Here is a 25,709-nt window from a genome sequence, read left to right as displayed (position 1 = left end):
CCCCTCCTTACTCTGCCATCGGGACGCGCACGCCGGTGCGCTCCGCGACGTCGCGGGCGTCGTCGTAGCCGGCGTCGACGTGCCGGATCACGCCCATCGCCGGGTCGTTGGTGAGCACCCGCTCGATCTTCTGCCCGGCCAGCGCGGTGCCGTCGGCGACGCAGACCTGGCCGGCGTGGATGGACCGGCCGATGCCGACCCCGCCGCCGTGGTGGACGGACACCCAGGACGCCCCGCTGGCGGTGTTGACGAGCGCGTTGAGCAACGGCCAGTCGGCGATCGCGTCGGAGCCGTCGGCCATCGCCTCGGTCTCCCGGTAGGGGCTGGCCACGCTGCCGCAGTCCAGGTGGTCGCGGCCGATCACCACCGGCGCGCTCAGCTCGCCGGAGGCGACCATCTCGTTGAACCGCACCCCGGCGCGGTCCCGCTCGCCGTAGCCGAGCCAGCAGATCCGCGCCGGCAGGCCCTGGAACGCGACCCGCTCGCCGGCCATCCGCATCCACCGCGCGAGGGACTCGTTCTCCGGGAACAGGTCGAGGATCGCCCGGTCGGTGGCGGCGATGTCCCTCGGGTCGCCGGAGAGCGCCGCCCACCGGAACGGGCCCCTGCCCGCGCAGAACAGCGGCCGGATGTACGCCGGCACGAAGCCGGGAAAGTCGAACGCCCGCTCGTACCCGCCGAGCTTCGCCTCGCCCCGGATCGAGTTGCCGTAGTCGAAGACCTCCGCGCCCGCGTCGAGGAAGCCGACCATCGCCTCGACGTGCTTCGCCATGGAGGCCCGCGCCCGGTCGGTGAACTCGGCCGGCTTCGCGGCGGCGTAGTCCCGGGCGTCGGCCGGCTCCACCCCCTCGGGCAGGTAGGACAGCGGGTCGTGCGCGCTTGTCTGGTCGGTCACGATGTCGATCTCGACGCCGCGCGCCAGCAGCTCGGGGAAGACGGTGGCGGCGTTGCCGACCACGCCGACGCTGAGCGCCCGGCGGTCCCGCTTCGCGGCCAGCGCGCGCTCCACCGCGTCGTCCAGCGAGTCGGCGATCTCGTCCAGGTAGCGGTCGTGTGCCCGCCGCTCCAGCCGGGTCCGGTCCACGTCCACGATCAGACAGGCGCCGCCGTTCATGGTGACCGCGAGCGGCTGCGCCCCGCCCATCCCGCCGCAGCCCGCGGTGAGCGTCAGCGTGCCGGCGAGGCTGCCGCCGAATCGCTTGGCCGCCACCGCCGCGAACGTCTCGTAGGTGCCCTGGAGGATGCCCTGGGTGCCGATGTAGATCCAGGAGCCGGCGGTCATCTGCCCGTACATGGTCAGGCCCAGCGACTCCAGCCGGCGGAACTCCGGCCAGGTGGCCCAGTCGCCGACCAGGTTGGAGTTGGCCAGCAGCACGCGGGGGGCCCACTCGTGGGTCCGCATCACGCCGACCGGCCGGCCGGACTGCACCAGCATCGTCTCGTCGTCGCGCAGTTCGGTGAGCGTCCGCACCAGGGCGTGGTAGGAGGGCCAGTCCCGGGCCGCCTTCCCGGTGCCGCCGTAGACCACCAGGTCCTCGGGGCGCTCGGCCACCTCCGGGTCGAGGTTGTTCATCAGCATCCGCAGGGCGGCCTCCTGCGGCCACCCCTTCGCGGTGCGTGTCGTGCCGCGGGCGGCGCGGACGGGCTGGTGCATCTCGTACTCCTCTCAGCCGAGGAACAACTGGCGGCGGGCGGCGGACGACTCGAACGCCTCGAGCCGGGTCTGGGTCTCGGCCGGGGCGGCGTCGCAGATCGCCTGCAACACCACCATGGCCAGCGTCATCGGTGCGGTGTGCAGGTCGAAGACCAGGTCGGTGCCGACGGCGGCGGGGAGCACCACCTCGGCGTGCTCGGTGGCCGGGCTCACCGGCGAGTCGGTGATCGCCACGACGGTCAGCCCGGCGTCCCGGGCCTCGCGCAGCGCGTCGAGCGTCTCCCGCGGATAGCGCGGCAGCACGAACGCGAGCAGCGCGGTGGCGCCGGCCGCGACCGCCTGGTCGAGGCGGTCGGCGAGCATGCTGCCGCCGTGGTCGAGGACGCGCACGTCGGGGTGCACCTTCGCGGCGAAGTACGCGAAGTAGGCGGCCAGCGGCGCGGCCGCGCGCAACCCGAGCACCGGCAGTGGACGGCTGGCGGCGAGCAACCTGCCCACCTCGGCGATCCGGTCCGCGTCGGCGAGCTGCCCGGCGAGCCGGTCCAGGTTGTCCGTCTCGGCACGCACGGCCCGTTGCAGCGCGTTTCCGGCGTCGGCCCGGTCGCCGGCCGTGGTGATGGTGAGTTCCCGCAGCTTGCGGCGGAGCGCGGGGTAGCCGTCGTGCCCGAGCGCCATGGCGAACCGGGTCACCGACGGCTGGCTGACGCCGGCCAGCTCGGCCACCTCGGCCGCGGACAGATAGGCGACCGCGCCGCTGTGCCGGACCAGGCAGTGCGCGATGCGGCGTTGGGTGGGGGTGAGCCGGGCGCCGTGCAGCAGGTCGAGCAGGCGATCGGCGCCGGCCGCGCTGCCTTCATTCATGGCGAGACTCTATGCATAGAAAATTTCATCGCGCAAGCGCTCTGTACTATCCGCACGGCGGGTGAGCAGAGGAGTGGGACGCATGCAACCGGTTGGTCCGTACAGGTTCACCGAGGCGATCGGCGTCTGCCAGGTGGGCAAGGTGTGGTGGGCCATCGACGGGCAGGACCGGTTGGTCACGGTGGCCGTGCTGGCGGGCGCCGCCGCGACCGACCCGCCGTGGCGGGAGGCCTTCGCCAACGCCGCCAACGCCATGGCGCTGACCCCCGGCGGCCAGCGCTACGTCAACGCCGACTTCGCCGCCGCGACGCCGTGGGCGGCGTACCCCGCCGAGGAGGGGATGGGCGGGCAGCGCCTGTTCCAGAACCTCGGCATGGACCTGCACCCGGCCGAGGCGGAGGCGGAGATCCTGATCCCCGAGGCCGGCCCGGTGGCCGACCTGCCCGAGTCGGTCTCGGCGATGCCGGTCTCCGGCGCCACCCCGACCTCCGGCGCGCCGCTGCCGTGGGCGATGCACGCCCCGGTCGGGCCGCAGCCGGTCTCCGCGCCGCCGCAGCCCGTCTCGCCCGCGCCCACGCCGACGTCGGCGGTGCCGCACCAGGTGTCGTCCCCGCCGGTCAGCGGACCCCCGGTCGACCCGTTCACCGCGCCGCAGCGCCGCATCGTGCCCAGTACGCCCCGCCCGCGCCGCACCGGCGGGCTGCGAGCCCTGGTGGCGCTGGCCGTGCTGCTCCTCGTCGCCGCCGGCGGCGTGGTCGCGCTCGCCGGCACGAGCGACAACGACCCGCCGCCGCCCCCGTACACACTGGAGGAACGCGCCACCGCCATCGCCTCACCGGCGGTGGTCTACGTGGAGGTCGTGTTCACCGGATACCTGCGCGACAAGGTGACCAAGGCGCCCCTGCGGGCCGGGCCGGTCACCTTCAACCGCCGGTGCAGCGGCTTCGTGGTCAGCCCCGCCGGCCACGTGCTGACCAACAACCTCTGCGTCCGGCCGGCCACCGACACGGCCCGGCAGAACGCCCTCTACGCGCTGGGCCAGACGCTGATCGCGGAGAAGAAGCTCGAATCCGCCGCCCTCGACTCGTACGTGGCGGCGAAGCTGCGTACCACGGTGCTCACCGGCGTCGACTCCCAGCCGGAGCCGCAGGTCCGGCTCTTCGGGCAGCTCAACGTGAGCCGGGGCAACCGCACCGAGGCCCCGGCGATCCCCGGTGAGATCGTCCGGACGTGGGACGCCGCCGCCGGCAACGTCGCGCTGGTCAAGCTCGCCGACGACCACCTGCCCGTCGCGGAGCTGAACACCACCGCCGAGATCCAGCCGGGTGCGTCGCTGCTGTCGATCGGCTACGCCACGAGCGAGAAGGACCCCCGCACCGCCACCTACACCGTCGCCTCGAAGCAGGTGACCGTGACCGCCTGGGGCAGCCAGGGACCGGTGTCGGTGTTCCGGCTCAACGACGACGTCGGCAGCCACTCCCGGGGCGGACCGGTCGTCGACACGAGCGGCCGGGTCGTCGGCATGCTCGACAACGACGAGTCGTCCGCCACCAAGGCGAACCGCGTGGTGGTGCCGGCGACCACGCTCGGCTTGCTGCTCGCCGAGGCCGGGGTCACCGCCGAGTTGGGCAGCGTCGACAGGCGCTACCGCAGCGGCCTGGACGCCTACTTCGCCGGCCAGTACCCGGCCGCGATCCGGCAGCTTCGCGCCACGGTGACCGACTCGCCCACCAACCACGTGGCCCAGACGTACCGCGGCAACGCCGACGACCGGCAGGCCATCGCGGACCGCGCGCAGACGTTCCCGAACTGGGCCGTGTTCGTGCTCGTCGGGCTCGGCGTGGCGCTGCTGGTGACGCTCGTCGCCCTGGCGGTGGCGGCCCGCTCCCGCGCCCGGGGCTGAGCCCGGTCTCAGCCGTCGGCGCGCAGGAGCGACAGCGGCTTCGGCCGGTAGCCGCCCAGGTAGCGGGCCGGCTCGGCGTGCAGCACGGTCGCCAGCAGCGTGCCGAAGACGTCGCGGAAATCCGTTGTCGCCTTGAGATCGCCGGCGTCGAGGTCGGTCAGGCTCGGCTGCTCGCCGTGCAGCCCGCCCGCCACCCGGGGGCCCAGCACGAACACCGGACCGGCGGTGCCGTGGTCGGTGCCGTCGGACGCGTTGGCCCGGACCCGACGGCCGAACTCGCTGTAGACCACCACCGTCACCCGCCGGCCCGCCGCCGTCCGGCCGAGCCGGTCGGTGAACGACGACAACGCCTCGTCGAGCCGGCCGAGCAGCGCCTCCTGCCCGACCCGCTCCTGGGCGTGGGTGTCGAACCCGCCCAGGCTCACCGAGTAGACCCGGGTGGGCACCCCCGCCTCCACGCAGCGGGCCACCAGCGCGAGCTGCGCGGCCAGGGAGACCGCGCCGCCGGTCGCGGTGGCGATCGGACGGTCCGCCGGATCCGTGGCCGCCTCGCGGTGGTCGGCCTGCCGGACCAGCGCGTCCACGTCCAGCAGGTCCCGGTACGCCTGCGCCGCGCGCATCTGCAACTCGGACTCGCCGTCCTGGACCTCACCCAACGCGGCCACCATGCCGGTGTCGACGCCGGGCGGCAACCGCAGGCCACCGAGGGCCACACAGGCGCCGGACCGCCGCTCGCCGACCAGCAGCGGCGGCAGCACCGGCTCGAAGCTGACGGCCGCCTCGGCGGAGGCGCGGGTGCCGTCGAGCCAGCGGCCCACCCAGCCCGTCGCGACCGGTTGCGCGGGCGACGCGGTCTGCCAGATGTCCATCGACCGGAAGTGGCTGCGGTCCGGCCGGGGATAGCCGACGCCCAGCACGATGCCCAACTGCCCGCGGTCCCAGAGGCGCTTCAGCCCGGTGAGGACCGGGTTGAGGCCGAGCGCGTCGTCGAGCCGCAGCACCCGCTCCGGGTCGTAGGCCAGCTCCGGCCGGGCCGAGTGGTACGCCGGGTCGGCGTACGGCACGACCGTGTTGAGCCCGTCGTTGCCGCCGTAGAGCGTGACCACCACCAGACGGTCGGTCCGGTCCTCCGGTTCGGACCCCCGGCCCCGCGCGGTGGCGAGGAGGTCGGCCAGCCCGATGCCGCCGGCGGCGACCGCGGCGGCGCCACCGGCCGCGGTGGAGGCGAGCAGGAACCGGCGACGGGTCAGCGCGTCCATCTCAGTCCACCAGGTATTCCGGACTCACCAGGCCGAGGGTGAGGAGCTGCCGAGGGCCGCCCGCCCGCTTCAGGGCCTGGTAGGTGCGGTTGGTCCAGGTGTCCACGGCGAGCACCTCGGCCAGCTTCTCCGGGTTCATCCGGTCGACGTCCTCGCCGCGCTCGACGTACGCGAGCCCGGCGAGCAGGTCCGCCAGGCCCAGCCGGATCTGCGCCGCCGCCGAGCTGAGCCAGGCCGTGCCGGCCGGCCAACCGCCCACGCTCGGCGGCGCGAACGGCACCTGCCCGAGCCCGCCCAGGCCGGTGGTGAGCTGGTGCAGCGTCTCCCCGGAGAGCTGCGCCGGCCGCAGGCCGAGCTGCCGCAGGACGCCCACCAACCACTCCACCGGTTGCTTGACCATCCGGTGCCGGCCCGACCGGAACTCGTCGTCGGAGAACAGGGCCCGCAGCATCCGGACGCCCACCGGAAACGCCGCCACCATCCGCCGCTCGGTGGAGCGGCCGATCGGCTCGGTCGACGAGCCGTAGCGGAACCACATGCGGGTGGCGACGAACCGGGCGCACTCCGGCCGGTCGATCAGATGGTCGACCAGGGTGAACGCGTCGAACGCGGCGGTGGTGCCGAGGATCGTCTTGGGCCGGGCGTCGTGGTCCTCCGGGAAGAAGATCGCGGTGGCCGGTACGCCGAGGTCGGTCCGCCAGCCGGTCAGCGCCCGCCCCGCCTCCTTGACGTCGCGTTCGGTGTAGGTGCCGATGCCCAGCAGGAACAGTTCCATCAGCTCGCGCGCCAGGTTCTCGTTCGGCGCGTCCTTGGTGTTGAGCTGCCCGTCGAGCCAGTAGACCAGCGCCGGGTCGCAGACGAGAGCGCGGGCCATCGCCCGGATGTCCGGCGCGGCGCGCATCTTCTGGTGCTGCGCCAGCATGAACTGCGGGCTGCCCACCTTGCGGATCGAGGTGGCCCAGTGTCCGTGCCAGAAGAACAGCAGCTTCTCGGCGGCCTGGTGGTCGGCGACGGTGAGCCGGTCGAGCCACCACCGGATGATGGCGTCGGTGTGCTGCCGGCGGGTCGTCTCGGCGGCGGTGCGCTGCTCGACGGTCGGGTCGGGCAGGTCGTCGAACGGGTCCCGGCCGAGATCCGGCACCGGCGCGGCGGCGGCGCCCCGATCCGGCCCGGCCGGCGAGGTGAGCCGTGCCACGGTGGCCGGATATCCGGCCCGGCGGGCCGCCTCCACTTCGGACGCCGTGGGGCCGAAGGTCGCCCGCCGCAACAGCATCGCGACGTCATCCCTCATTCCGACCAGCCTAGGTGGCGTCCCGCCGGCGCGGGAACCCGCTCCCGGCTATCCGGGGCGGCCCACCGTGACCAGGCCGAGCAGGTTCGCCGGTACCCGCCGCAACACCTGGACGGCGGTCGCGAGCGAGTCCGCGTCCGTCGAACCGACCCGGGCCGCGACCACCGTGGCGTCGGTGGCCCCGACCAGCAGCAGCGTGTCCGCGTCCGACAGCAGCGGCGGGCCCACGACGACCACCAGGGTCTCCTCGGCGCGCAGCTCGGCCACCAGCGTGGCCAGCCGGTCGGGGCCCAGCGGCGCCGGCCCGGCCGGCAGCACGTGCAGCGGCAGCTCCGGCCGCCACCGCACCAGCGCGTCGCGCACCGGCGAGCCGTCGACCAGGCCGGTGGCGGGACCGGCGTCGTCGCCGACGCCGAACAGCTCGTGCGCCCAGCGGCGGCCGGGGTCCACGTCGACGAGCACCACCGGGTCGCCGGCCTGGGCGAACGCGACCGCCAGGTGGGCCGCGGTGACGGCCGCCGTGGCGCCGGCGGTGGGTGCCACCACGGCGAGGCTGGTCAGCGGGCCGCCGGCCGCCTGGAGGCGGACGTTCGTCCGCACCTGCCGCAGTTCGTCCGCCCGGTCGGCCATCCGCTCGGGCGAGAGCGGGACAGGGCTCACCGGCCCGGTGTCGGCCAGCAGGACGAGATCCGCCACCTCGGCGGCATGCCGGGAGTCCCGCACGGCGGGGTCGCGCGCGTACCGGCCGAGCGCGGTCGCCGTCGCCACCACCAGCCCACCCACCAGACCCAGGCCGACGTCGGTCAGCGGTCGGGGCGAGTCCGGCGACTCGGGGGCGACCGCCGGTCGGACGACGGTGACCTTGACCGGCGAGCGGTCCACCCCGGTCGGCCGTTCGATCCGGGCGATGTAGCCGGGAATCTCGTCGGCGACGGCGTTGGCGATGTCCCGGGCCCGCTCCGGGTCGCCGTCCTCCACCACGACGGTCAGCACGGCGGTGCTGGCCCGGCTGGTCACGCTGACCCGGTTCGGCAGCTCCGGCGGGGACCACGGCAGGCCCAGCCGCGCCGTGACCGCCGCCGCCACCTCGGCGCTGTCGGCCACCTCGGTGTACGACCGGACCCGCTGGAGGATGTAGTTGCCGCCGGTGTCGAGCTGCCGGACGTCGTTGGTGGGGAAGTTCGGCGAACACAGCAGCCGTGCCTCCGCCCGGTAGACCGGGGCCTGCGCCGCGGCCGCCAGCCCGCCGCCGGCCCCGCCGAGCAGCACCAGGACCAGCGCCGTCCACCGGTAGCGGCGCAGCGCCCGCACCTGCTGCCGGGGCGTCAGCTCGACCCACCGGCGGACCGTCAGGCGGGAACGGTCGACGGCCGCCCGCACGCCGTCACGGGCGCGCGTCGCGGGCCCCGGCGAGCCGGGACCGGCCGCCGGTCGGGATGCGGCGATGAGCCTCACGTGTGGTCCTTCCCTGCCTCGGCCGGCGACCCGGCCCCCACTGCCAGCGGCGTCGCCGGACGGTGGCCGGCGTCGACGTCCCGGTCGGCCGCGGCCAGGCCGGCGGCCAGGATCAACACGGCCGCGGCACACGGCCACAGATAGAAGTCGAAGAAGAAGATCTGCGCCGTCATGCCCACCACCAGCAGCCGGGCGGCCAGCGACCGGGTCCGGACGACGAGGATGACCAGCAGCGCGAGGAACGGCAGCAGCGTCACCAGGCCCAGGTCGTACCAGAGGGTGAGGAAGCTGTTGTCGAACGTCTGCGCCAGGTGGTCGTCGATCCCCACCTCCTGGAAGAAGCGGACGTGAGCCTCCGGCCCGAGACCGAACAGCACCCGGTCGACACCGTCGGTGAGCGCGTCCCACGCCACCTCGTACCGGCGGTAGCGGGCCGTCGCGGAGCTGGACCCGCCGACGTCGGACATCCGGGCGCGAACCATGTCGACCGCGCCGCGCACCGGTGCCGGGCCGGCCAGCGCCAGCGCCACCGCGCCGGCGGCGGTCGCCGCGATCGCGGCGACACCTTGGCGGGTCAGCCGGGGGCGGCGGGTGAGATACCAGACCACGCCGGCGCACCCCACCCCGATCCAGGCGCTGCGCGAGCCGGAGAGCAGCAGCCCGACCACGCCGGCGGCGAACGGCACCGGCCAGGCCCGGCCGCGCAGGGCGAGCGCGACGCCCATCGACATCAGGCAGTAGGCGCCGTAGACGATCGGGTGGCCGGTCGTGGCGACCGACCGGCCGGCGCCGGCCGACGAGGTGAAGGCGTTGCTGGTGGCCAACTCGTCCAGCACCGGCCAGGTCCCGGTGACCCGCTGGTGCACGGCGAGGAGCGCCAGTGGCACGCCCAGCCAGGCGAAGAAGCGGGCCAGCCGGACGAACGCCGCCGGGTCCCGCCGGGCCTCCGCCACCACGTGCCAGGTGACGACCGCGTAGCAGCCGAACGGGGCGAGCGCGAACACCAGGTCCTTCGGGCCGCTCCAGTGCGCCGGCGCGGCGAGGACGCCCGCGACGGGCAGCGCGAACGCGGCCGCCCCGGCGGACCCGAGCGGCTCGTCCGGGCGCAGGCGCTGGAGCCGGCCGTAGAGGGCGATGGCGGTCGCGGTCAGCAGCACCATCCACACCGGCTTGTCCCACCCGCCGAGCCGGACCGTGACAGGCACCAGGAACAGCACCGCGAAGAGCGCGTGGTTCAGCCGGGCCGGGTCCCACAGCGCCCAACCGGCCAGCGCCACCAGGGCCGCGACGCCGGCCAGCAGGGGCCGCCACCCGGCGAGCAGGCCGACCGACAGCGCCAGCGCGGCCGGCGGCCAGATCGACCACGACGACCGGGTCACCGGTGGTCCGCCCGCAGTTCCTCCAGGTAGGACACGAAGCGCGACGCGGACGAGGGAACGGCGGCCAGCGCGCCGGCCCGCCGGGCGGCGGCGGACCGGAGCCGGCCCACGGCGTCCGCGTCGGCGGCCAGGCCCAGCAGGGTCCGCGCCAGCTCCCCGGGATCCGGCGCGACGAGCACCCCGCCACCGTCGGCGAGGATCTCGGTGGTGGCGCCGGCCCGATAGCCGATCACCGGAGTGCCGGCCAGCAGTGACTCCACCGTCACCCGCCCGAACGCCTCGTTGCGGGAGAGCATCAGGGTCGCGTCCGCCGCCGCGTACAGCGGGTACGGGTCGTCCACCCACGCGTGCACGTCGACGAGGTGGCCGACGCCGTGCCGCTCGGCGAGTTCCCGCACGGCCCGCCGGGCAGCCGGGTCGCCGACCCCGGCCAGCGTCAGCCGCAGCGGTCGCCCGGCCCGCAGGCACCGCCCGAGCGCCTCGACGGCGTCCGCCTGCCCCTTCTCCGGCGTGAACCGCCCGAGCAGCACGAGCTTCGCCAGCCCGGGTGTGACCGGCTCCCGGGCGCCGGCCGGGGGAGGTGCCGCGCGGGGCTCCACCGCGGGTGGGACCACCCGCAGCTTCGGTGCGGCGTCGGGCGCCGCCGCCAGCAGTTGCTCGGCGACGTAGCGCGAGATGGCGACGACACCGTCCGAGCGGGCGGCGACGATCCGGGCGATCGTCCGGCGGGGCAGCGCACAGCGGAGGCTCGGGTTGGTCAGCAGGCTCTCCCGGACCGTCCACACGTGCCGGACGCCCGCCGACCGGGCGGCGAGCGCGCCGGCCGGAACCACGACCGAGTTCGTCACCACCAGGTCGGGTCGTGCCCGCCGCAGGAACCGACGGTAGCGGGGCACCGAGGCCAGCGCCTGCACCGACCGCACCACACCGACCGGGCCGCGGTGCCGCCGACCCATCCAGAGCCGGGTCGGCAGGACCGCCACGGCCGCGCCCGCCCCGGTCAGCTCGGACTCCAGCGGACCGGCCGCCGGCAGCGTGACGGTGACCCGGTGGCCACGCACCCGGGCCGCCTCGCGGACCAACGCGACAAGCGACCGTTCCGCACCCATCAGCTCCGCCGAATGGCTCACGAACAGCAGATGCACCGTTCAGAACCTCTCGGTGGGGCCGTGGACGCCGCGCAGGCCGTCCCGGTAACCGGCGAGGACCGCGCGCGAGCCGAGCCGGCGCGCCCGGTCGCCCGCCGCCAGCCGCAGCAGCGCGGTCGCCAGCCGCCGGTAGTGGATCGGCTCGCCGAGCAGCAGCCGCCGCAGCGGGCGGCGGTAGTGCTTGCGCACGTACAGGATCTCGTTGCGGTGGTGGTAGTAGATCGCCCGCGGGCTGGACCCGCTGAGGCTGCCGCCGCGCCGGTGCCAGACCTCCGAACCGCACACCAGCGCGATCCGCCCGCCCGCGTCGGCGATCCGGCGGACCAGGTCGAACTCCTCCTTGTAGTGGAAGAAGCGCTCGTCGAAGAACCCGACCCGGACGACGTCGGGCACCCGCAGCAGCAGCGCGGCCCCGGTGACCACGTCGACCTCGTGCAGCCCCTCGGCGCACCCGGCGCAGCCGAACGGCCGGACTTTGCCGCCGGGGAGCAGAGCGGCGACCACGTACGGCTCCGGGTCCGGGTCGTCCGGGTGCGCCGAGGTCGTCTGCACCGACGTGGCCACGGTGAACCGCTCCCGGTGCGCCAGCAGCGCGGCGAGCGCGCCCGGGCGGGGGACCGCGTCGGCGTTCAGCAGCCAGACCCAGTCGGCGCCGCGTTCCCGGGCGGCCCGGATGCCGGCGTTCATCCCGCCCGCGTAGCCGAGGTTGTCGTCCAGCCGCAGCAGGGTGGCCGGCCCGTCGAGGTGGGCCAGCCGCGCGACCGAGTCGTCGGTCGACCCGTTGTCGACGACGACCACCTCGGGCACGACGCTGCCGGCGAGCACGGCCCGCAGGCAGCGCAGCGTGTCGTCCGCGCAGTTCCAGTTGAGGATCACCGCGACGACCGTGTCAGGCACTGCTGCCAACCTCACTGTTCCGGGCCGGGGGCGCGGGATCCGGCGCGTCCTGCCGCGCGGGCCAGCTCCGCAGCGTGACGGCGGTGGCGGTGCTGTGCGCCGCGAAGAGCGCCACCGACGCGGCGGCGACGCCCACCGCGCCGAACGCGGGAGCGGTGAGAGAGTAGCCGACGATCGCGGCGAGGGCGGTACCCACCGCGATCACCGCCGTCGCGCGCTCGCCGCCCAGGTTGACCAGCCGGGCGCTGAGCACCTTGCCGACGGTCACCGCGATGCTGCGCGGCACCAGGATCAGGCCGATCAGCAGCGCGGCCGTGTAGCCGTCGGCGAGCACCCCGATCGCGGCGAGCCCGGCCAGGACCAGCACCCCCATCCCGGCGGACAGCCAGACCGCCCGGCGCAGCACGCCGGCCAGCCGCCGGTCGGAGCCGTCCTCGTGGTCGCCGAGCGTGCGTTGCGCGGCGACCACGGCGCCGGCCTGGGTGAACTCGATCGCCGCGACCGCCAGGGAATAGACCGCCAGCACGTCCGGCCCCTGGTGGCGGGCCAGCGCCAACTGGTCGAAGCGGTAGGTGAAGACCTGGGCCACCGCGCCGGTGTGGGTGAGCCCCAACCGGGTGATCCGCTCCCGGGGCGGGGCGGCCCGCCGCAGCAGCCGGGCCAGCGGCCGGCCGTGCCGCGCCCAGAACGCCACCGCCATCACCGCCTGGCAGCCCAGCCACGCCACCAGCCAGCGGTCCGCGTCGTCCACCCCGGTGAGGATGAGCCCGGCGTACAGCGCCGGCGCGACGGCGGCGAACGCGGCCCGGTAGCGGTAGACGCTGAGGAAGCCGCCGAGGGTGAGCCCGGCGGCGGCCGGCACGTTGCTCGCCGCGAGGCACGCCGCGCCGAGGACCGCAAGACCCGGCCGCGCCTCCTCGGAGTAGTGCGCGAACATCCCGGCCAGCGCGGCGGTCATCGGCACGGTGGCGAGGTAGACCAGCAGGCTGCGGCGCCCGGCCAGCTCGTCGAGCCAGCGCCGCCCCTGCGCCAGCAGGAACGTCTCCAGCGACAGCCCGCCGACCGCCACGGCGATCGTGGCGCTCGCCGTCGTGGCCACCAGCAGACCCCGCTCGGCGGGCGGGAGCGCGATGCTGAGCAGGATGGCCACGCCCGACATGGCCAGCGCGACGACGTACATCAGGGTGGCGCTGGCGACCGCCCGCCGGATTGCCGCGATCACGACCGCAACCCCGCCGCCGTGCCGCGCAGCACCGCGCCCGCCGCGGCCGGGCCGGCCGCCAGCAGGGCCCGGCCGGCGTAGAGCAGCCGGGCCGCCACCGCCACCGGGAGACGGCGGGGGTAGTGCCGCCGGAAGAAGATCATGCAGCTCCGGCTGGCGTGGAACCAGGTCAGCAGCGACTTGGCCCGCAGGTCGGCGCTCGCGCCCGTCGCGCCCCCGCCGGCGTGCGTCACCAGCAGGTCCGCGACGACCCGCACGGGTACGCCGAGCCGGGCCGACCGGACCGCCAGGTCGGCTTCCTCGTAGAACAGGAAGAACTCCTCGCCGAACCCGCCCAGCCCGTCGAACGCCGCCCGGGTGAGCAGCACGGAGTGCCCGGCCACGTAGGTCAGCGCGCGCGGGCCCGCTGACCGTCCGCTGCGGCCGGTCCACAGGTCGACCGCGCCCAGGTCGGGCCGGACCGTCCCGCCGCCGTCCCGGTACGCGGTCGCGCCGATCGCGCACCCGTCGTCGCCCGCGCCGAGACGTGCCGCCGAGGCGAGCGAACCGCCGGTGATCCGGGCGTCCGGGTTGAGCACCCAGATCACGTCGGCCCCGGCGTCGCGCAGCCACCGCGCGGCGAGGTTGTTGCCGGCGGCGTACCCGACGTTGCCGTGCCCGTGCAGCACCCGCGCCAGCAGGCCGTGCCGGCGGGCGAGGTCGGCGACCTCCTCCAACGGGGCGCGCCGGTCACCGTTGTCGACGAGCGCGACGGCCACCCGCAGGTCGGGGTCGTGGTGGTGGGCCACGATCGAGCGGACCAGGCCGGCGGTGTCGGCCGCGCTGCGGTAGTCGACGACGGCGATGCCGAGAGTGGTCATCGGCTCACCCTCCGGTGCGGGCTAGGCAACGGCTTCCGTCACCCAGGCGGCGAAGGCGGCGGCGAAGGACGCCTCGGAGAAGGTGGCCGCGTGGGCCCGGACGCGCTCCGGCCGCAGCTCGTCGAGGCGTCGGGTGAGCGCCGCGTGGTCGCGGGCGTCGGTGGAGTCGACCAGGAACCCGGTCTCGCCGTCGACGACGGTCTCCCGCAGCCCGCCCCGGCGCAGCCCGATCACCGGCGTGCCGCACGCCTGCGCCTCCACCGGCACGATGCCGAAGTCCTCGTGCACCGGGAAGAGCAGCGCCCGCGCGCCCCAGTAGAGCCGCCGCAGCCGCTCCTGGCTCGGCGCGACCTCGAACGTGACGGGCACGTCGGCCCGCTCGGCGAGCCGGCGGAGGCGGGGCTCCTCGGGCCCGGAGCCGGCGACGACGAGCGGCAGCCCGGCGGCCTCGGCGGTCGCCACGATCAGGTCGAACCGCTTGTACGGGATCCAACGCCCGACCCCGAGCAGGTAGTCGCGTGACTGCGCCCGGTCGGCGGCCGGCGCGTCGGCGAACCAGGCCACCCGCACCGGCGGGTTGATCACCACGGCGTCGCGCCCCCAGTGGCGCCGGATCCGGTCGCGCACCTCGCGGGAGTTCGCCGCGTACGCGTGCACGTGCCGGCTCAACCGCACGTCGACGCCGCGCAGCGCGCGCCGGGGCAGGGCGAGCAGCGGGCTCGCGCCACGGCCGTCGGTCGCCGGGTTCCACAGGTAGCGCGCCGGGGCGTGCACGTAGCTCAGGTGCCGGGTGGTCTCGGGCGGGCCCAGCCGGACCGTGTGGGCGAAGGCGTGGCTGGACGAGATGACCACGTCGAAGCGGTCCCGGGTCAGCGTCCGCCACACCACCGGCATCAGCGGCAGCGCCATCGCCTTGCGGCGCCGCATCGGCGTGCGGGCCAGCCACGACTCGCGCAGGCCCGGCTCGTCCACCCCGTCGTCCTGCCACAGGGCGAACCGCTGGGCCCGGGGGAACAGTTCGGAGATGCCGCGGAACACCTGCTCGGAGCCGCCGGTGACGCCGAACCACTCGTGCACCAGCGCGACGGACGCGTCGCCGAGGGCGGGCACCGGGGCCGCCGTCGCCGGGGTGGACGCGGCGGGCGGCGGACCGGACATCGTGCTTTCCTCCCCGTGGCAGCTTCCGGCCGGGCGGGCCGGGAGCGAAGGCAGGATATGAGGTCGGTCGCGGTGGCCGCCAACCCGCCGGACAAATGCCGCAGGCGGTCAGGGAGCGAGCCGTCGGCCGTCCAGGTAGGACCGGCAGGTTTCGTGGTCGGGCAGCAGCCCCGCGGCCCGCGCCTCGGCCAGGCTCGGCGCCGCCTCGTCCCGGGCGGAGAGCAGCGGCGTCGCGGTCGGCCAGTCGATCGCGAGGTCCGCATCGAGCGGGTGCACGGTGTGCTCGGCCGCCGGCCGGTACGTGGTGGAGCAGAGGTAACTCAACGTCGCGTCGTCGGTCAGCGCGCAGAAGCCGTGCCCCAGCCCCTCCGCCAGGTAGACGGCGCGCCGGTCGACGTCGTCCAGGCGGACCGCCTCCCACCGGCCGAACGTCGGTGAGCCGGTCCGCACGTCCACCACCACGTCGAGCACCGCCCCCCGCACGCAGGTCACGTACTTCGCCTGGCCGGGTGGGACGTCGGCGAAGTGGATGCCGCGGACCACGCCACGTGCGGAGACCGACAGGTTGGCCTGGGCCAGCCGCAGCGGGTGCCCGACCGCCTCGGCGAGCCGGTCGAACCGGTACCACTCCAGGAACAGCCCGCGCGGGTCGGCGTGCGGCACGGGCGTGACCTCCCACGCGCCCGCGATGCCCAGCGGCCGGACCTTCACGACCCGCCCTCGACGGCCGGCCGGTCCGCCAGCAGGCCGAGCAGGTAGCGACCGTAGCCGCTGCGGACCAGCGGTTCCGCCAGGGCGCGCAACCGGTCGTCGTCGATCAGCCCGGACTGCCAGACCACCTCCTCGACACAGCCGATCTTCATGCCCTGCCGCTCCTCGATCACCCGGACGAACTCGGCGGCCTGCACCATCGAGGTGAACGTGCCGGTGTCCAGCCACGCGGTGCCCCGGTCGAGCACGGTGACCGACAGCTCACCCCACTCGCGGTACGTCTCGTTGACCGCCGTGATCTCCAACTCGCCGCGCGCGCTGGGTGTGAGCTTGCGGGCGATGTCGACCACCCGGTTGTCGTAGAAGTAGAGGCCGGGCACCGCGTAGCGGGACCGGGGCCGGGCCGGCTTCTCCTCGATCGACAGCACCTGACCGGCCGCGTCGAACTCGACCACGCCGTAGTCGCCCGGGTTGGCGACCGGATAGGCGAACACCCGGCCGCCGGTGGGGTCGCCGTGCTGCACGAGCTGCCGGCCGAGACCGACGCCGTGGAAGATGTTGTCGCCGAGGACCAGCGCCACCGAGTCGTCGCCGACGAAGTCCGCGCCGAGCACGAACGCCTGCGCGATGCCCTCCGGGCGGGCCTGCTCGGCGTACTCCAGGCGCAGCCCCCACTGGCTGCCGTCGCCGAGCAGCCGCTCGAACTGCGGGCGGTCCTCCGGCGTGGTGACCACCAGGATCTCGTGCACCCCGGCCAGCACCAGCGTGGACAGCGGGTAGTAGACCATCGGCTTGTCGAACACCGGCATGAGCTGCTTGGAGACCGCCCGGGTGATCGGCCAGAGCCGGCTCCCGGTTCCGCCGGCGAGAAGGATTCCACGCACCCGCGGAGACTACCGTCGCGTAAACTCCACCACCCGTGAGGATCCTCGTCACCGGCGGCGCCGGCTTCATCGGTTCGGAGTACGTGCGGATGCTGCTCGGCCGGCCCGGTGCGGACCCGGCCCGGGCGCCGACGAGCGCGCCCGCCGCGGTCACCGTGCTGGACAAGCTCACCTACTCCGGCAACCCGGCCAACCTCGACCCGGTGCGCCACGACACGCGGCTGCGCTTCGTCCACGGCGACGTCTGCGACCCGGCGCTGGTCGACGCCGTGGTGCCCGGCCACGACGTGATCGTCCACTTCGCCGCCGAGTCGCACGTGGACCGCTCCATCACCGGGGCGGCGCCGTTCGTCACCACGAACGTGCTGGGCACCCAGACGCTCCTCGACGCCGCGCTGCGCCACCGGACCGGCCGGTTCGTGCACGTCTCCACCGACGAGGTCTACGGCTCGATCGACTCCGGCTCCTGGACGGAGAGCTGGCCGCTGGCGCCGAACTCCCCGTACTCGGCCTCGAAGGCCGCCTCCGACCTGCTGGCGCTGGCCTACCACCGCACCCACGGCCTGGACGTGGTGGTGACCCGCTGCTCCAACAACTACGGGCCGTACCAGTTCCCGGAGAAGGTCGTCCCGCTCTTCGTCACCAACCTGCTCGACGGCGGCACCGTGCCGCTCTACGGCGACGGCGGCAACGTCCGGGACTGGCTGCACGTGCGCGACCACTGTCGGGGCGTCGCGCTGGTGCAGGAGAAGGGCCGCGCCGGCGAGGTCTACCACATCGGCGGCGGCACCGAGCTGACCAACCGGGAGCTGACCGGGAAACTGCTGGCGGCCTGCGGCGCCGACTGGGACCGGGTCGTGCCGGTCACCGACCGCAAGGGCCACGACCGCCGCTACTCGCTGGACATCACCAAGATCCGGACCGAGCTGGGGTACGCCCCGAGCATCGACCTCGACCACGGCCTGGCCGAGACCGTGCGCTGGTATCGGGAGAACCGGCCCTGGTGGGAGCCGCTGAAGGCGGCGCACCGATGAACCGGGTGCTCGTCACCGGCGCCGGCGGCATGCTCGGGCGGGACCTGCTGGCGGTGCTGCGCGACCGGCCGGGCACCGCCGTCACCGCCGCCGCCCGCGCCGACCTCGACGTCACCGACGCGCAGGCGGTACGCGACGCGGTCGCCGGGCACGACGTGGTGCTCAACGCCGCGGCGTGGACCGACGTGGACGCGGCGGAGAGCCGGGAGCCCGACGCCACCGCGGTCAACGGCGACGCGGTCGCGCACCTGGCCCGCGCGTGCGCGGCCACCGGCGCCCGGCTGGTGCACGTCTCCACCGACTACGTGTTTCCCGGCGACGCCACCGAGCCCTACCCGGAGGACGCGCCGACCGGGCCGGTCAACGCGTACGGGCGCGGCAAGCTCGCGGGGGAGCGGTCCGTGGCGCGGCTGCTGCCGGAGGGCGGCTACGTGGTGCGGACGGCCTGGCTCTACGGCGCCCACGGACGCGACTTCGTCGGCACCGTGCTGCGGCTGGCCGGCGAACGCGACACGCTCGACGTGGTGGCCGACCAGCGCGGCCAGCCGACCTGGTCGCACCGGCTCGCCGGGCGGCTCGTCGCGCTCGCCGACGCGGCGCTGGCCGGCGACGCCGCCCCGGGCGTCTACCACGGCACCGCGTCCGGCGAGACGACCTGGTACGGCCTCGCCCGCGCGGTCTTCGCGCTGCGCGGCCTCGACCCGGACCGGGTCCGGCCGACCACCACCGCCCGGTTCCCCCGCCCGGCGCCCCGCCCCCGCTACGGCGTCCTGGCCCACGGCCGGTGGGCCGCGGCGAAGCTGCCGCCGCCGGCGCACTGGCACGCCGACCTGACCGCCTTCATCGACCGGCTCCCCGGAACACCTCCGTCACCGTCCGCAGCACGATCTTGATGTCGAGCCAGAGCGACCAGTTCTCCACGTAGTAGTTGTCGAACCGGGCCCGGTCCGAGATCGGCGTGTCCCCGCGCAGGCCACTGACCTGCGCCAGACCGGTCAACCCGACCGGCACCCGGTGGCGCATCGCGTAGGTGGGGTATGCCACCGAGAACTTCTCCACGAAGTGGGGTCGCTCCGGTCGCGGCCCCACCACGCTCATCTCACCGCGCAGGATGTTCCACAACTGCGGCAGCTCGTCCAGCGAGGTGCGCCGCATGAACCGCCCGATCGGCCCGATCCGCCGGTCGTGCGCGATCGACCACGTGGTCTGCGACTCGTGCTCGTCGGCCGGCCGCATCGACCGGAACTTGACCACCTGGAACGGCTGCCCGTAGCGGCCGATCCGCTCCTGCCGGAAGAAGACCCCGCGACCGCCGTCGAGGTAGGTGGCGACCGCGCACAGCAGCAGCACCGGGCTCAGCACCACCAGCGCGACCACGGCGAAGAGCACGTCGGACGCGCGCTTGACCCGCCATCGTGGACCGGTCAGCGTGGTGTCACCGATCTTCACGATCGGGAACGCTCCGATGTGGTCGGGGTGGCCGCCCAGCGACCGGGAGCCCCACAGGCGCGGCACCGCCCACAGGTCGCACCGCGAGCTGGCCGGCCGCAGCAGCGCCTCCATCAGCTCGGCCTCGGCGCAGTCCGGGTCCGCGATCACCAGGACCTCGCACTCCAGCATCGTGACGAGCTGCTCCACGTCGTCGAGCGTGCCGATGAGCGGCAGCGACCCGGGCCGCTGCCGCGACGGCACGTCCACCGCGCCCACGAACCGCAGCCCGTACTGCGGGTACCGGCGCAGCAGCCGGGCCAACTCGCCGCCGATCGGCCCGCCACCCACCACTATCGCGTTGTGCTCCACCCAGCGACGCCGGCGGGCCAGCAGCACGATCCGGGTGTTGACCGCCCGGCCCACCACCACCAGGCCGGCGGAGAACGCGACCCCGCGCATGAAGCCGCTGACGTAGAGCACCGAGTCGTGTCGCAGCGCCGCGATGATCGCCACCACCGCGCCGGAGGCCAGCAGCCGGCCGCCGAGGCCGGGCAGCTCGTCCAGGATGCTGATGTGCCGCCGGGGGCGGTAGAGCCCGCCCGCCGCGAAGAAGCTCACCGCGAGCACCGCGTTGAAGAGCGTCCCGCGCCAGTAGGTCTGGGTCAGCAGCAGCGGCGCCAGCAGCGCCGCCACGTCGATCGGCGCGGTCACCATCCAGGCCCGCAGCCGGCGGGTACGCGTCGACGCGCGGGAGCCGGCGTACGGCAGCACCGTGGTCGTGTCCATGCTGCCGGTCATCGACGTGGCGCCGGTCGGCGGCACGGCCGGATGCTCGAACGCCGGTAGGCGTGCCATGGCGCTCCTCCCCCCGTGAGGCCCCCTACTTCGGGCCGGCCGCGAGGATGTCGGGGACCGAGTCGCGGCGGACCGCCTGGAACAACGTCCGGGCGCGCGCCGGGTCGGCGAACACCACGCTCTCGCTGCCGACCCGGCCGGTGCCCTTGGTCGGGCAGGTGAAGAACGTCAGGTTGCCGCCCCGCAGGCCCCGCAACTCCATCGCGAAGTCCACCAGCGACAGCGACTTGTCGACCGCGACCGAGCTGGACGTGGCCCGCACGAACGAGTTCAGCTTGGCCGGGTTGGCCAGCACGCCGCCGGAGGCCGCCTTGTCCAGGATCGCCTTGATCACCTGCTGTTGGTGCCGGATCCGGGCGAAGTCGCCGTCCGGGAAGGCGTGCCGCTCCCGCGCGTAGTCCAGCGCGGCGGCCCCGTCCATGGTCTGCCGGCCCTGGGCGAACGTCCGGGTGCCGACCAGCGAGTAGCGCGTGGTGAAGCCCTTCTCCACGTCGATGTCGACGCCGCCGAGCGCGTCGACGATCTCCTTGAAGCCGGCGAAGTCGACCATCGCCACGTTGTCCACCCGGACGCCGCTGAACTTCTCCACCGTCCGCACCATCAGCGGCACGCCGCCCCAGGCGTAGGCGGCGTTGATCTTCGCGTCCCGGCCGCCGCGGCCCTCCTTCGACCGGGGCACCGCCGTCCAGGTGTCCCGCGGGATCGAGATGAGCTGGGCGCTCGACCGATCCTTCGGCAGGTGGGCCAGGATGATCGTGTCGCTGCGCGAGCCGCCGGTGTTCTCCGGATCCCGGGAGTCGCTGCCCAGGATCATGATGTTCATCGCGTCCTTGGCCTCGACCGGTGGCCGGTCCTCGGCGGGCACGTCGGTGAACGCGTCCACCCGGTCGATCGAGCTGTCCACCTACCGGTAGTAGAGGCTGCCGGCCAGCGCCCCGCCGCCGGCCAGCAGCACCAGTGCGAGCAGCACGACCAGGGCGATCCGCCGGCCACGGCGGCGCCGTGGCGCCGGCCGCTCCGCCGGACCGGCGGGCTCCACATCGGAGGCCCGCGGTGCGGTGTCGGAGTCGGCGAGCGGGTGGCGATCGGACATGCCGAGGATGCTACTGATTCACGTTCCGGCGCGGGGACCCTCGTCCGGACGGTCGGCACGGGCCGGCCGGTCGGCCCGAACCGCCCTCGGACGGGCCTTGCCGCCCCGCCCCGACGGATCGATGATGGACGGGACGAGAGCGTCGACCGAGGAGTCGAGATGAAGGTGACGCACCAGCCCCGAGTGGCATGGGACACGGCCCGGACGATCGGTGGCGCGTTCGGCGACGACGAGTTGTTCGGCTGGCTCCGCGGCGAGCTGGTCGCTCTCCTCGGGCCCGCCGCCGGGGCCGCCCTCAGCGAGAGCCGTGACCGGGTCCGCCAGGCCGGCGAGGCCCGGCTGCCGGTCGAGACCGGCCTCTGGCGGGTCCGTCTCGAGGACGCGCTGCGGCAGCGCCCGGAGCTGGGCGCCGACCTCGCCGGCCTCGCCCCGGTCGCCCGCGCCCGCCGTCCTTAGCTTTCGCTTAGCCGGCTTGCCCGGCGACACGCCGCTCCGGCAGCATCGAGCGGCGTGACCGACGGCAGCGCGCCCCACCCACCGACCGCCCCCGGCCCGGGACCGACCCCGGCCGACCGCCGCCGGGCCCCGACCCGGGCGCGCCGCCGGCTCGCCGCCGCTGGCCTGGCCGGCATCGCCGTCGTGGTCGCCGTGACCCTCGCGGTACGCGGCGGCGCCGCCCCCGCCTGCGCCGCCCCGCCGGTCGGCGGCGCCACCCACACCGGAAAGGCCACCTTCTACGACTCGAAGGGCGCGGGCGGCAACTGCTCCCGGCCCGCCGCCCCCGCGAACCGGCTCTACGTGGCGCTCGGCCCGAGCGAGTACGCGGCCGGCGCGGCCTGCGGCGGCTTCCTCGACGTCACCGGCCCGCGCGGCACCGTCCGGGTGCTCGTCATGGACCAGTGCCCGGAGTGCGCGCCCGGCCACCTCGACCTCTCCGCCGAGGCGTTCGCGCGGATCGCCGACCCGGTGCGGGGCGTGGTCGAGGTCAGCTACCGGGCCGTGGTGGACCCGTCGCTGCCCGGCCCGCTCACGTTCCGCCTCAAGGAGGGCGCGTCGCAGTGGTGGTTCGCCGTCCTGGTCGGCGACCACGGCAACCCGCTGCGCGCGGTGGAGGTCCGGCAGAACGGCGCGTGGCGCTCGGCGGACCGCGAGGACTACAACTACTGGCTGATCCCCTCCGGGGCCGGTCCTGGCCCGTACGCCATCCGGGTCACCGACGTGTACGGCCACCGCGTGACCGCCGCCGGCATCCGGATGCTCCCCGGCCAGGTGCAGCGGAGCACGACCCGGATGTACGGCGCCGGCGCGGCCGGCGCCACCCGCGCGGCGAAGCCGACCCGCTCCCTGTCGGCGCGCCCGACGCCCAGGGTGTCCGCCTCCCCGTCCCCGACCCGACCCGCTCCGACCCGGACCCCGCTCCTGCTCGACGCGGCCCTCCCCGCCACCTCGCCCACGGTCCGCACCGGGTGCGGGTGACGCGCCCGCCAACCCGCGCCGCGCCTCGGCCGGCCGGTCAGTGGCGTCCGCGAGGTGTCACCACTGCCGGGCCGGCGGTCGCGGGCAGGTCGAGCCACATGAGGACCTCGTCGCGGGAGTCGGTGGGGGAGAGGCGCAGGGCGGCGGGGAGGCGCCCGATCTCGCGGTAGCCGGGACGCCGGTAGAAGCGGTCCAGCCCGAGGCCGTCGCGGACGGTCACGTGCAGCGCCTCCACGCCCGACGACCGGGCGACCCGCTCGGCCTCGCGCATCAGCGCCACGCCGTACCCGCGCCCCTGGGTGTCGGGGTGCACCATGACGCGCTTGAGCACCCGCCAGTGCGTCTTCAGGTGGAACCGGTTGTCCGCCACGACCAGGACGGCGACGAGCCGGTCACCCTCGTAGCCGGCGAGCAGCCGGTCCGGCCCGCCGGCGACCCCGGCGAGCGTCGACTCGGCGACCGGCCGCACCTCGGCCGCGCTCACCGGGGCGACGAAGCCCACCGCGCCGCCGGCGTTTGTCACGTCCACCCAGAGGTCGACGAGCTGTTCGCGCAGCTCGGGGGTGAGGTCGGGGTCGAGTACGAAGCGCAGGTCCACGCCCGCCATCCTGCGACCGGCGACCGGCCGACGACGCACGTTCGTGATGCGGTCGACACCGCTGGTGGTGCGGGAGGGGGGTTTCGAACCCCCACGTCCTCTCGGACACAGGCTCCTAAGGCCTGCGCGTCTGCCGTTCCGCCACTCCCGCCGGCCCGCTGAGTCTAAGGTGTCGGGCCAGAGCCGTGTGCGAGCCGGGCCGCCGTGGGTTCGGCCTGACCGCCGCCCTTGTTCCGGCCCGCGAAGGTGTCGGTCTGGCTGTGGCAGTTCGGGCAGAGGATCCGCAGGTTGGGCGGTCGGTTGTCGAGGTAGTCTCCGTTGACGTGATCGACGTGCAGGGTCAGCGGGCGGCCGAACCAGATCGGACCACAGCGGCACTCCTCGCACTCCTCCGGCACTCCGATGTCACCCAGCGCCCACTTCAACCGGGTGCCGGGAGTGCGCCGCGAGCCAGCGGGAAGTCGCAGGAGTAGTTGTGACGACACGGTGCGTCGCGGGCTCGGCTGCCCCCTGTTGTGCGCCTGCCCGGTGAAGTGAGACGTGTCGATGCCGAAGCGCTTGAGCTGCCGGCTGATGTGCGCGTGCGACCCGCCGCTGACCCGCACCCCGAGCAGCCGCATGACCTCGGTCACGCTGCGCGCCCGCGCGGCGGTCGCGGCCAACAGCTCGGGTGGGTATCGGTAACGAACCACGCGCCGACGGTAACGAGGCCCTACGACAGGTTCAGTCCAGCCCGAGGTCGCGACGCAGCTTGGCGACGTGCCCGGTGGCCTTGACGTTGTAGAGCGCCCGCTCGATCCTGCCGTCCGGGTCGATGACGAACGTCGAGCGGATCACGCCGGTGACGGTACGGCCGTACGACTGCTTCTCGCCGTACGCGCCGTACGCGGTCAGCACCGCCTTGTCCTCGTCGGCGACGAGCGGGAACGTGATCGCGTCCCGGTCGCGGAACGTGGCCAGCTTGGTGGGCTTGTCCGGGGAGATGCCGACCACCTCGTAGCCGGCGGCCCGCAACGAGGCGAGCGAGTCGCGGAAGTCGCACGCCTGCTTCGTGCAGCCGGGTGTCATGGCGGCCGGGTACGCGTACAGGATGACCGTGCGGCCGCGCAGGTCGGCCAGGGACAGCGTGCCGCCGTCGTCGGTGGGGAGGGTGAACTCGGGGGCGGCGTCACCGGGGTTCAGGCGGTCGGTCATGGCGGGAACGATACCGCCGTGCCCGGGCTGCCGGCCGGCGGCGACGCGCGGGCCGGTGGTGATCAACACCATGCCTTGTTGCAAGGGATTGGCAACAAGGCATGGCGGGAAATAGGCTCCGGGTGTGGAAACCCTGGCGATGCACATCTCCAACGGGATCATCGACGGTCCCGTTGCCGCGATCTTCGCGGCCCTCGCGCTCGCCGCGCTGACGTTCTGCGTGCTGCGCGGCCGGGCCGACCTCGACGACCGGCTGGCGCCGATGGCCGGCCTGGTGGCCGCGTTCATCTTCGCCGTGCAGATGCTCAACTTCCCGATCTTCACCGCCGGGGTGAGCGGCCACCTGCTCGGCGGCGCGCTCGCCGCGCTGCTGGTGGGCCCGTGGGTGGGCGCGCTCTGCGTGGCCGTGGTGCTGGTCGTGCAGGCCCTGGTCTTCGGTGACGGCGGGGTGGCCATGCTCGGCCTGAACATCACCAACATGGCGCTCCTCGGCACCGCCGCCGCCTACCTGCTGATCGCGCTGCTGCTGCGGGTGCTGCCCCGCACGCCGGCCGGGCTGGCGGTCACCGCCTTCGTCTCCGCGCTGGTCAGCGTCGTGGTCGCGTCCCAGGGCTTCGTGCTCGAGTACTGGCTGGGCGGCACCACCGACCTGGGCAGCAACCTCGGTGGGCTGGCCGGCACGATGGCCTTCGCCCACCTGCTGATCGGCATCGGCGAGGGCCTGATCACCGCGACCACGGTGGTCACCGTCGCCAAGGTCCGCCCCGACCTGGTCTACGCGCTGCGCGCCCTGAAGAAACCGGCCGCGCCGGCCCCCGCCGTCCCGGTCGCCGGAGGTGCCCGATGAGCAGGCGTTCCTGGCCGTTCCTCCTCGGCGGCCTGCTGGTCGCCCTGCTGCTGGCCGGCGTGGTCAGCAACTACGCCTCGTCGCACCCGGACGGGTTGGACTCGTCGCTGCTCAAGGGCTGCACGGTGAACGCCGACGACGAGATCACCGGCGGCAGTTGCCCGGCCCAGCGGGCCAAGGACCACGAGCTGGCGGACAGCCCGCTGGCCGACTACGGCGTCCGGGGCATCGGCAACGACTTCCTCTCCACCGGCCTGTCCGGGGTGCTGGGCGTGCTGCTCACGTTCGCGGTCGGCGGCGGCCTGTTCTGGCTGGCCCGCCGCCGCAACCCGGCCGGCGCCACCTCGACCGGAACCGGCGACACCACCTCGACCGGCCCGGCGGGGGTCAGCTCGACCGGCCCGGCGGGCGTCGACGAGGCCGGCCCGGCGCGCACTGCCACCACCGGCGCCACGGGCGGGACGACGGCGTCCCGGCCCAGCGGCGACCGCTGAGCCGG

General features: G+C 74.7%; 26 protein-coding genes and 1 tRNA gene. 7 read left to right on the top strand and 20 right to left on the bottom strand.

Translation table 11 applies throughout. The annotated features are described in order from the left end of the window. Positions 1-7: 7 nt before the first annotated feature. Together hutU and O7618_RS18885 are read right to left on the bottom strand one after the other, a co-directional pair. Positions 8-1,654: a urocanate hydratase gene (gene hutU, locus O7618_RS18890; protein ID WP_278107428.1), complete on the bottom strand. Its 1,647-nt coding sequence runs from the start codon at positions 1,652-1,654 to the stop codon at positions 8-10. A 12-nt stretch (positions 1,655-1,666) separates the two neighbouring features. After that, positions 1,667-2,515, bottom strand: coding sequence for a MurR/RpiR family transcriptional regulator (locus O7618_RS18885; RefSeq protein WP_278107427.1), 849 nt, complete (start codon positions 2,513-2,515; stop codon positions 1,667-1,669). Between the two features lie 82 nt (positions 2,516-2,597). On the opposite strand from O7618_RS18885, the gene O7618_RS18880 reads away from it, so the two are divergent. Then, positions 2,598-4,418, top strand: a complete 1,821-nt coding sequence (locus O7618_RS18880) for a trypsin-like peptidase domain-containing protein (RefSeq protein ID WP_278107426.1) — start codon at positions 2,598-2,600, stop codon at positions 4,416-4,418. Positions 4,419-4,426: 8 nt separating this feature from the next. On the opposite strand, the gene O7618_RS18875 is transcribed toward O7618_RS18880, so the two are convergent. The 11 genes from O7618_RS18875 to rfbA form a co-directional block, all read right to left on the bottom strand. Beyond that, positions 4,427-5,677 (bottom strand): DUF1501 domain-containing protein, encoded by a 1,251-nt coding sequence (locus O7618_RS18875; RefSeq protein ID WP_278107425.1) that lies wholly within the window; start codon positions 5,675-5,677, stop codon positions 4,427-4,429. Between the two features lies 1 nt (position 5,678). Continuing rightward, positions 5,679-6,968, bottom strand: a complete 1,290-nt coding sequence (locus O7618_RS18870) for a DUF1800 family protein (protein ID WP_278107424.1) — start codon at positions 6,966-6,968, stop codon at positions 5,679-5,681. A 48-nt stretch (positions 6,969-7,016) separates the two neighbouring features. Further along, the gene (locus O7618_RS18865) at positions 7,017-8,423 is read right to left on the bottom strand and encodes a hypothetical protein (protein ID WP_278107422.1); all 1,407 of its coding nucleotides are present in this window, start codon (positions 8,421-8,423) and stop codon (positions 7,017-7,019) included. Continuing rightward, complete coding sequence (locus O7618_RS18860) at positions 8,420-9,802, bottom strand: O-antigen ligase family protein (protein ID WP_278107421.1); 1,383 nt, start codon at positions 9,800-9,802, stop codon at positions 8,420-8,422. The genes O7618_RS18865 and O7618_RS18860 overlap by 4 nt, the downstream gene beginning before the upstream one ends. After that, positions 9,799-10,947 (bottom strand): glycosyltransferase family 4 protein, encoded by a 1,149-nt coding sequence (locus tag O7618_RS18855; RefSeq protein WP_278107420.1) that lies wholly within the window; start codon positions 10,945-10,947, stop codon positions 9,799-9,801. Before O7618_RS18855 ends, O7618_RS18860 begins: the two co-directional genes overlap by 4 nt. A 3-nt stretch (positions 10,948-10,950) precedes the next feature. Next, complete coding sequence (locus O7618_RS18850; protein WP_278107419.1) at positions 10,951-11,847, bottom strand: glycosyltransferase family 2 protein; 897 nt, start codon at positions 11,845-11,847, stop codon at positions 10,951-10,953. Continuing rightward, positions 11,840-13,069, bottom strand: a complete 1,230-nt coding sequence (locus O7618_RS18845) for a hypothetical protein (protein WP_278107418.1) — start codon at positions 13,067-13,069, stop codon at positions 11,840-11,842. Before O7618_RS18845 ends, O7618_RS18850 begins: the two co-directional genes overlap by 8 nt. Next, positions 13,066-13,929, bottom strand: a complete 864-nt coding sequence (locus O7618_RS18840) for a glycosyltransferase (protein ID WP_278107417.1) — start codon at positions 13,927-13,929, stop codon at positions 13,066-13,068. The genes O7618_RS18845 and O7618_RS18840 overlap by 4 nt, the downstream gene beginning before the upstream one ends. 21 nt (positions 13,930-13,950) lie before the next feature. Beyond that, positions 13,951-15,087, bottom strand: a complete 1,137-nt coding sequence (locus O7618_RS18835) for a glycosyltransferase (RefSeq protein WP_278107416.1) — start codon at positions 15,085-15,087, stop codon at positions 13,951-13,953. Between the two features lie 108 nt (positions 15,088-15,195). Beyond that, positions 15,196-15,798 (bottom strand): dTDP-4-dehydrorhamnose 3,5-epimerase family protein, encoded by a 603-nt coding sequence (locus tag O7618_RS18830; protein ID WP_278107415.1) that lies wholly within the window; start codon positions 15,796-15,798, stop codon positions 15,196-15,198. Further along, positions 15,795-16,682: a glucose-1-phosphate thymidylyltransferase RfbA gene (rfbA, locus tag O7618_RS18825; protein WP_278107414.1), complete on the bottom strand. Its 888-nt coding sequence runs from the start codon at positions 16,680-16,682 to the stop codon at positions 15,795-15,797. Before rfbA ends, O7618_RS18830 begins: the two co-directional genes overlap by 4 nt. Positions 16,683-16,717: 35 nt before the next feature. Between rfbA and rfbB the strand changes: the two genes are divergently transcribed. Both rfbB and rfbD read left to right on the top strand, forming a co-directional pair. After that, positions 16,718-17,716: a dTDP-glucose 4,6-dehydratase gene (gene rfbB / locus O7618_RS18820; protein ID WP_278107413.1), complete on the top strand. Its 999-nt coding sequence runs from the start codon at positions 16,718-16,720 to the stop codon at positions 17,714-17,716. Further along, entirely contained in the window at positions 17,713-18,609 is an 897-nt protein-coding gene (rfbD, locus tag O7618_RS18815) for a dTDP-4-dehydrorhamnose reductase (protein WP_278107412.1), read from the top strand. Before rfbB ends, rfbD begins: the two co-directional genes overlap by 4 nt. Here the strand turns inward: rfbD and O7618_RS18810 are convergent. Genes O7618_RS18810 through O7618_RS32265 form a run of 3 tightly spaced genes read right to left on the bottom strand, consistent with a single transcriptional unit; the run spans position 18,557 to position 21,095 of the window. After that, the gene (locus O7618_RS18810; protein ID WP_278107411.1) at positions 18,557-20,002 is read right to left on the bottom strand and encodes a sugar transferase; all 1,446 of its coding nucleotides are present in this window, start codon (positions 20,000-20,002) and stop codon (positions 18,557-18,559) included. The genes rfbD and O7618_RS18810 overlap by 53 nt on opposite strands. Before the next feature lie 25 nt (positions 20,003-20,027). After that, positions 20,028-20,906: an LCP family protein gene (locus O7618_RS18805; protein WP_347405387.1), complete on the bottom strand. Its 879-nt coding sequence runs from the start codon at positions 20,904-20,906 to the stop codon at positions 20,028-20,030. After that, complete coding sequence (locus O7618_RS32265) at positions 20,907-21,095, bottom strand: hypothetical protein (RefSeq protein ID WP_347405386.1); 189 nt, start codon at positions 21,093-21,095, stop codon at positions 20,907-20,909. Between the two features lie 159 nt (positions 21,096-21,254). On the opposite strand from O7618_RS32265, the gene O7618_RS18800 reads away from it, so the two are divergent. Continuing rightward, positions 21,255-21,551 carry a hypothetical protein gene (locus O7618_RS18800; protein ID WP_278107410.1) on the top strand — a complete coding sequence of 99 codons (297 nt, stop codon included), beginning with the start codon at positions 21,255-21,257 and terminating at the stop codon, positions 21,549-21,551. A 54-nt stretch (positions 21,552-21,605) separates the two neighbouring features. Continuing rightward, positions 21,606-22,571 carry an expansin EXLX1 family cellulose-binding protein gene (locus O7618_RS18795; RefSeq protein ID WP_278107409.1) on the top strand — a complete coding sequence of 322 codons (966 nt, stop codon included), beginning with the start codon at positions 21,606-21,608 and terminating at the stop codon, positions 22,569-22,571. 37 nt (positions 22,572-22,608) lie between these two features. Here O7618_RS18795 and O7618_RS18790 read toward each other — a convergent pair whose 3' ends face one another. The 4 genes from O7618_RS18790 to bcp form a co-directional block, all read right to left on the bottom strand. Then, a complete protein-coding gene (locus O7618_RS18790; protein WP_278107407.1) occupies positions 22,609-23,169 on the bottom strand; it encodes a GNAT family N-acetyltransferase in 561 nt (186 codons plus the stop codon). A 65-nt stretch (positions 23,170-23,234) separates the two neighbouring features. Further along, positions 23,235-23,320: transfer RNA gene (locus O7618_RS18785), tRNA-Leu, on the bottom strand. Between the two features lie 13 nt (positions 23,321-23,333). Beyond that, positions 23,334-23,861, bottom strand: a complete 528-nt coding sequence (locus tag O7618_RS18780; RefSeq protein WP_278107405.1) for an HNH endonuclease signature motif containing protein — start codon at positions 23,859-23,861, stop codon at positions 23,334-23,336. A gap of 31 nt (positions 23,862-23,892) precedes the next feature. Beyond that, positions 23,893-24,363, bottom strand: a complete 471-nt coding sequence (gene bcp / locus O7618_RS18775) for a thioredoxin-dependent thiol peroxidase (protein WP_278107403.1) — start codon at positions 24,361-24,363, stop codon at positions 23,893-23,895. 124 nt (positions 24,364-24,487) lie between these two features. Between bcp and O7618_RS18770 the strand changes: the two genes are divergently transcribed. Further along, positions 24,488-25,210, top strand: coding sequence for an energy-coupling factor ABC transporter permease (locus O7618_RS18770; protein WP_278107401.1), 723 nt, complete (start codon positions 24,488-24,490; stop codon positions 25,208-25,210). Further along, entirely contained in the window at positions 25,207-25,704 is a 498-nt protein-coding gene (locus O7618_RS18765; protein ID WP_278107400.1) for a PDGLE domain-containing protein, read from the top strand. Before O7618_RS18770 ends, O7618_RS18765 begins: the two co-directional genes overlap by 4 nt. Positions 25,705-25,709: the final 5 nt, after the last annotated feature.

This window comes from Micromonospora sp. WMMD980, from assembly GCF_029626035.1.
GTDB lineage: Bacteria > Actinomycetota > Actinomycetes > Mycobacteriales > Micromonosporaceae > Micromonospora.
Note: the sequence above shows the minus strand (reverse complement) of the source record. Positions and strands in the feature narration are given on the sequence as shown.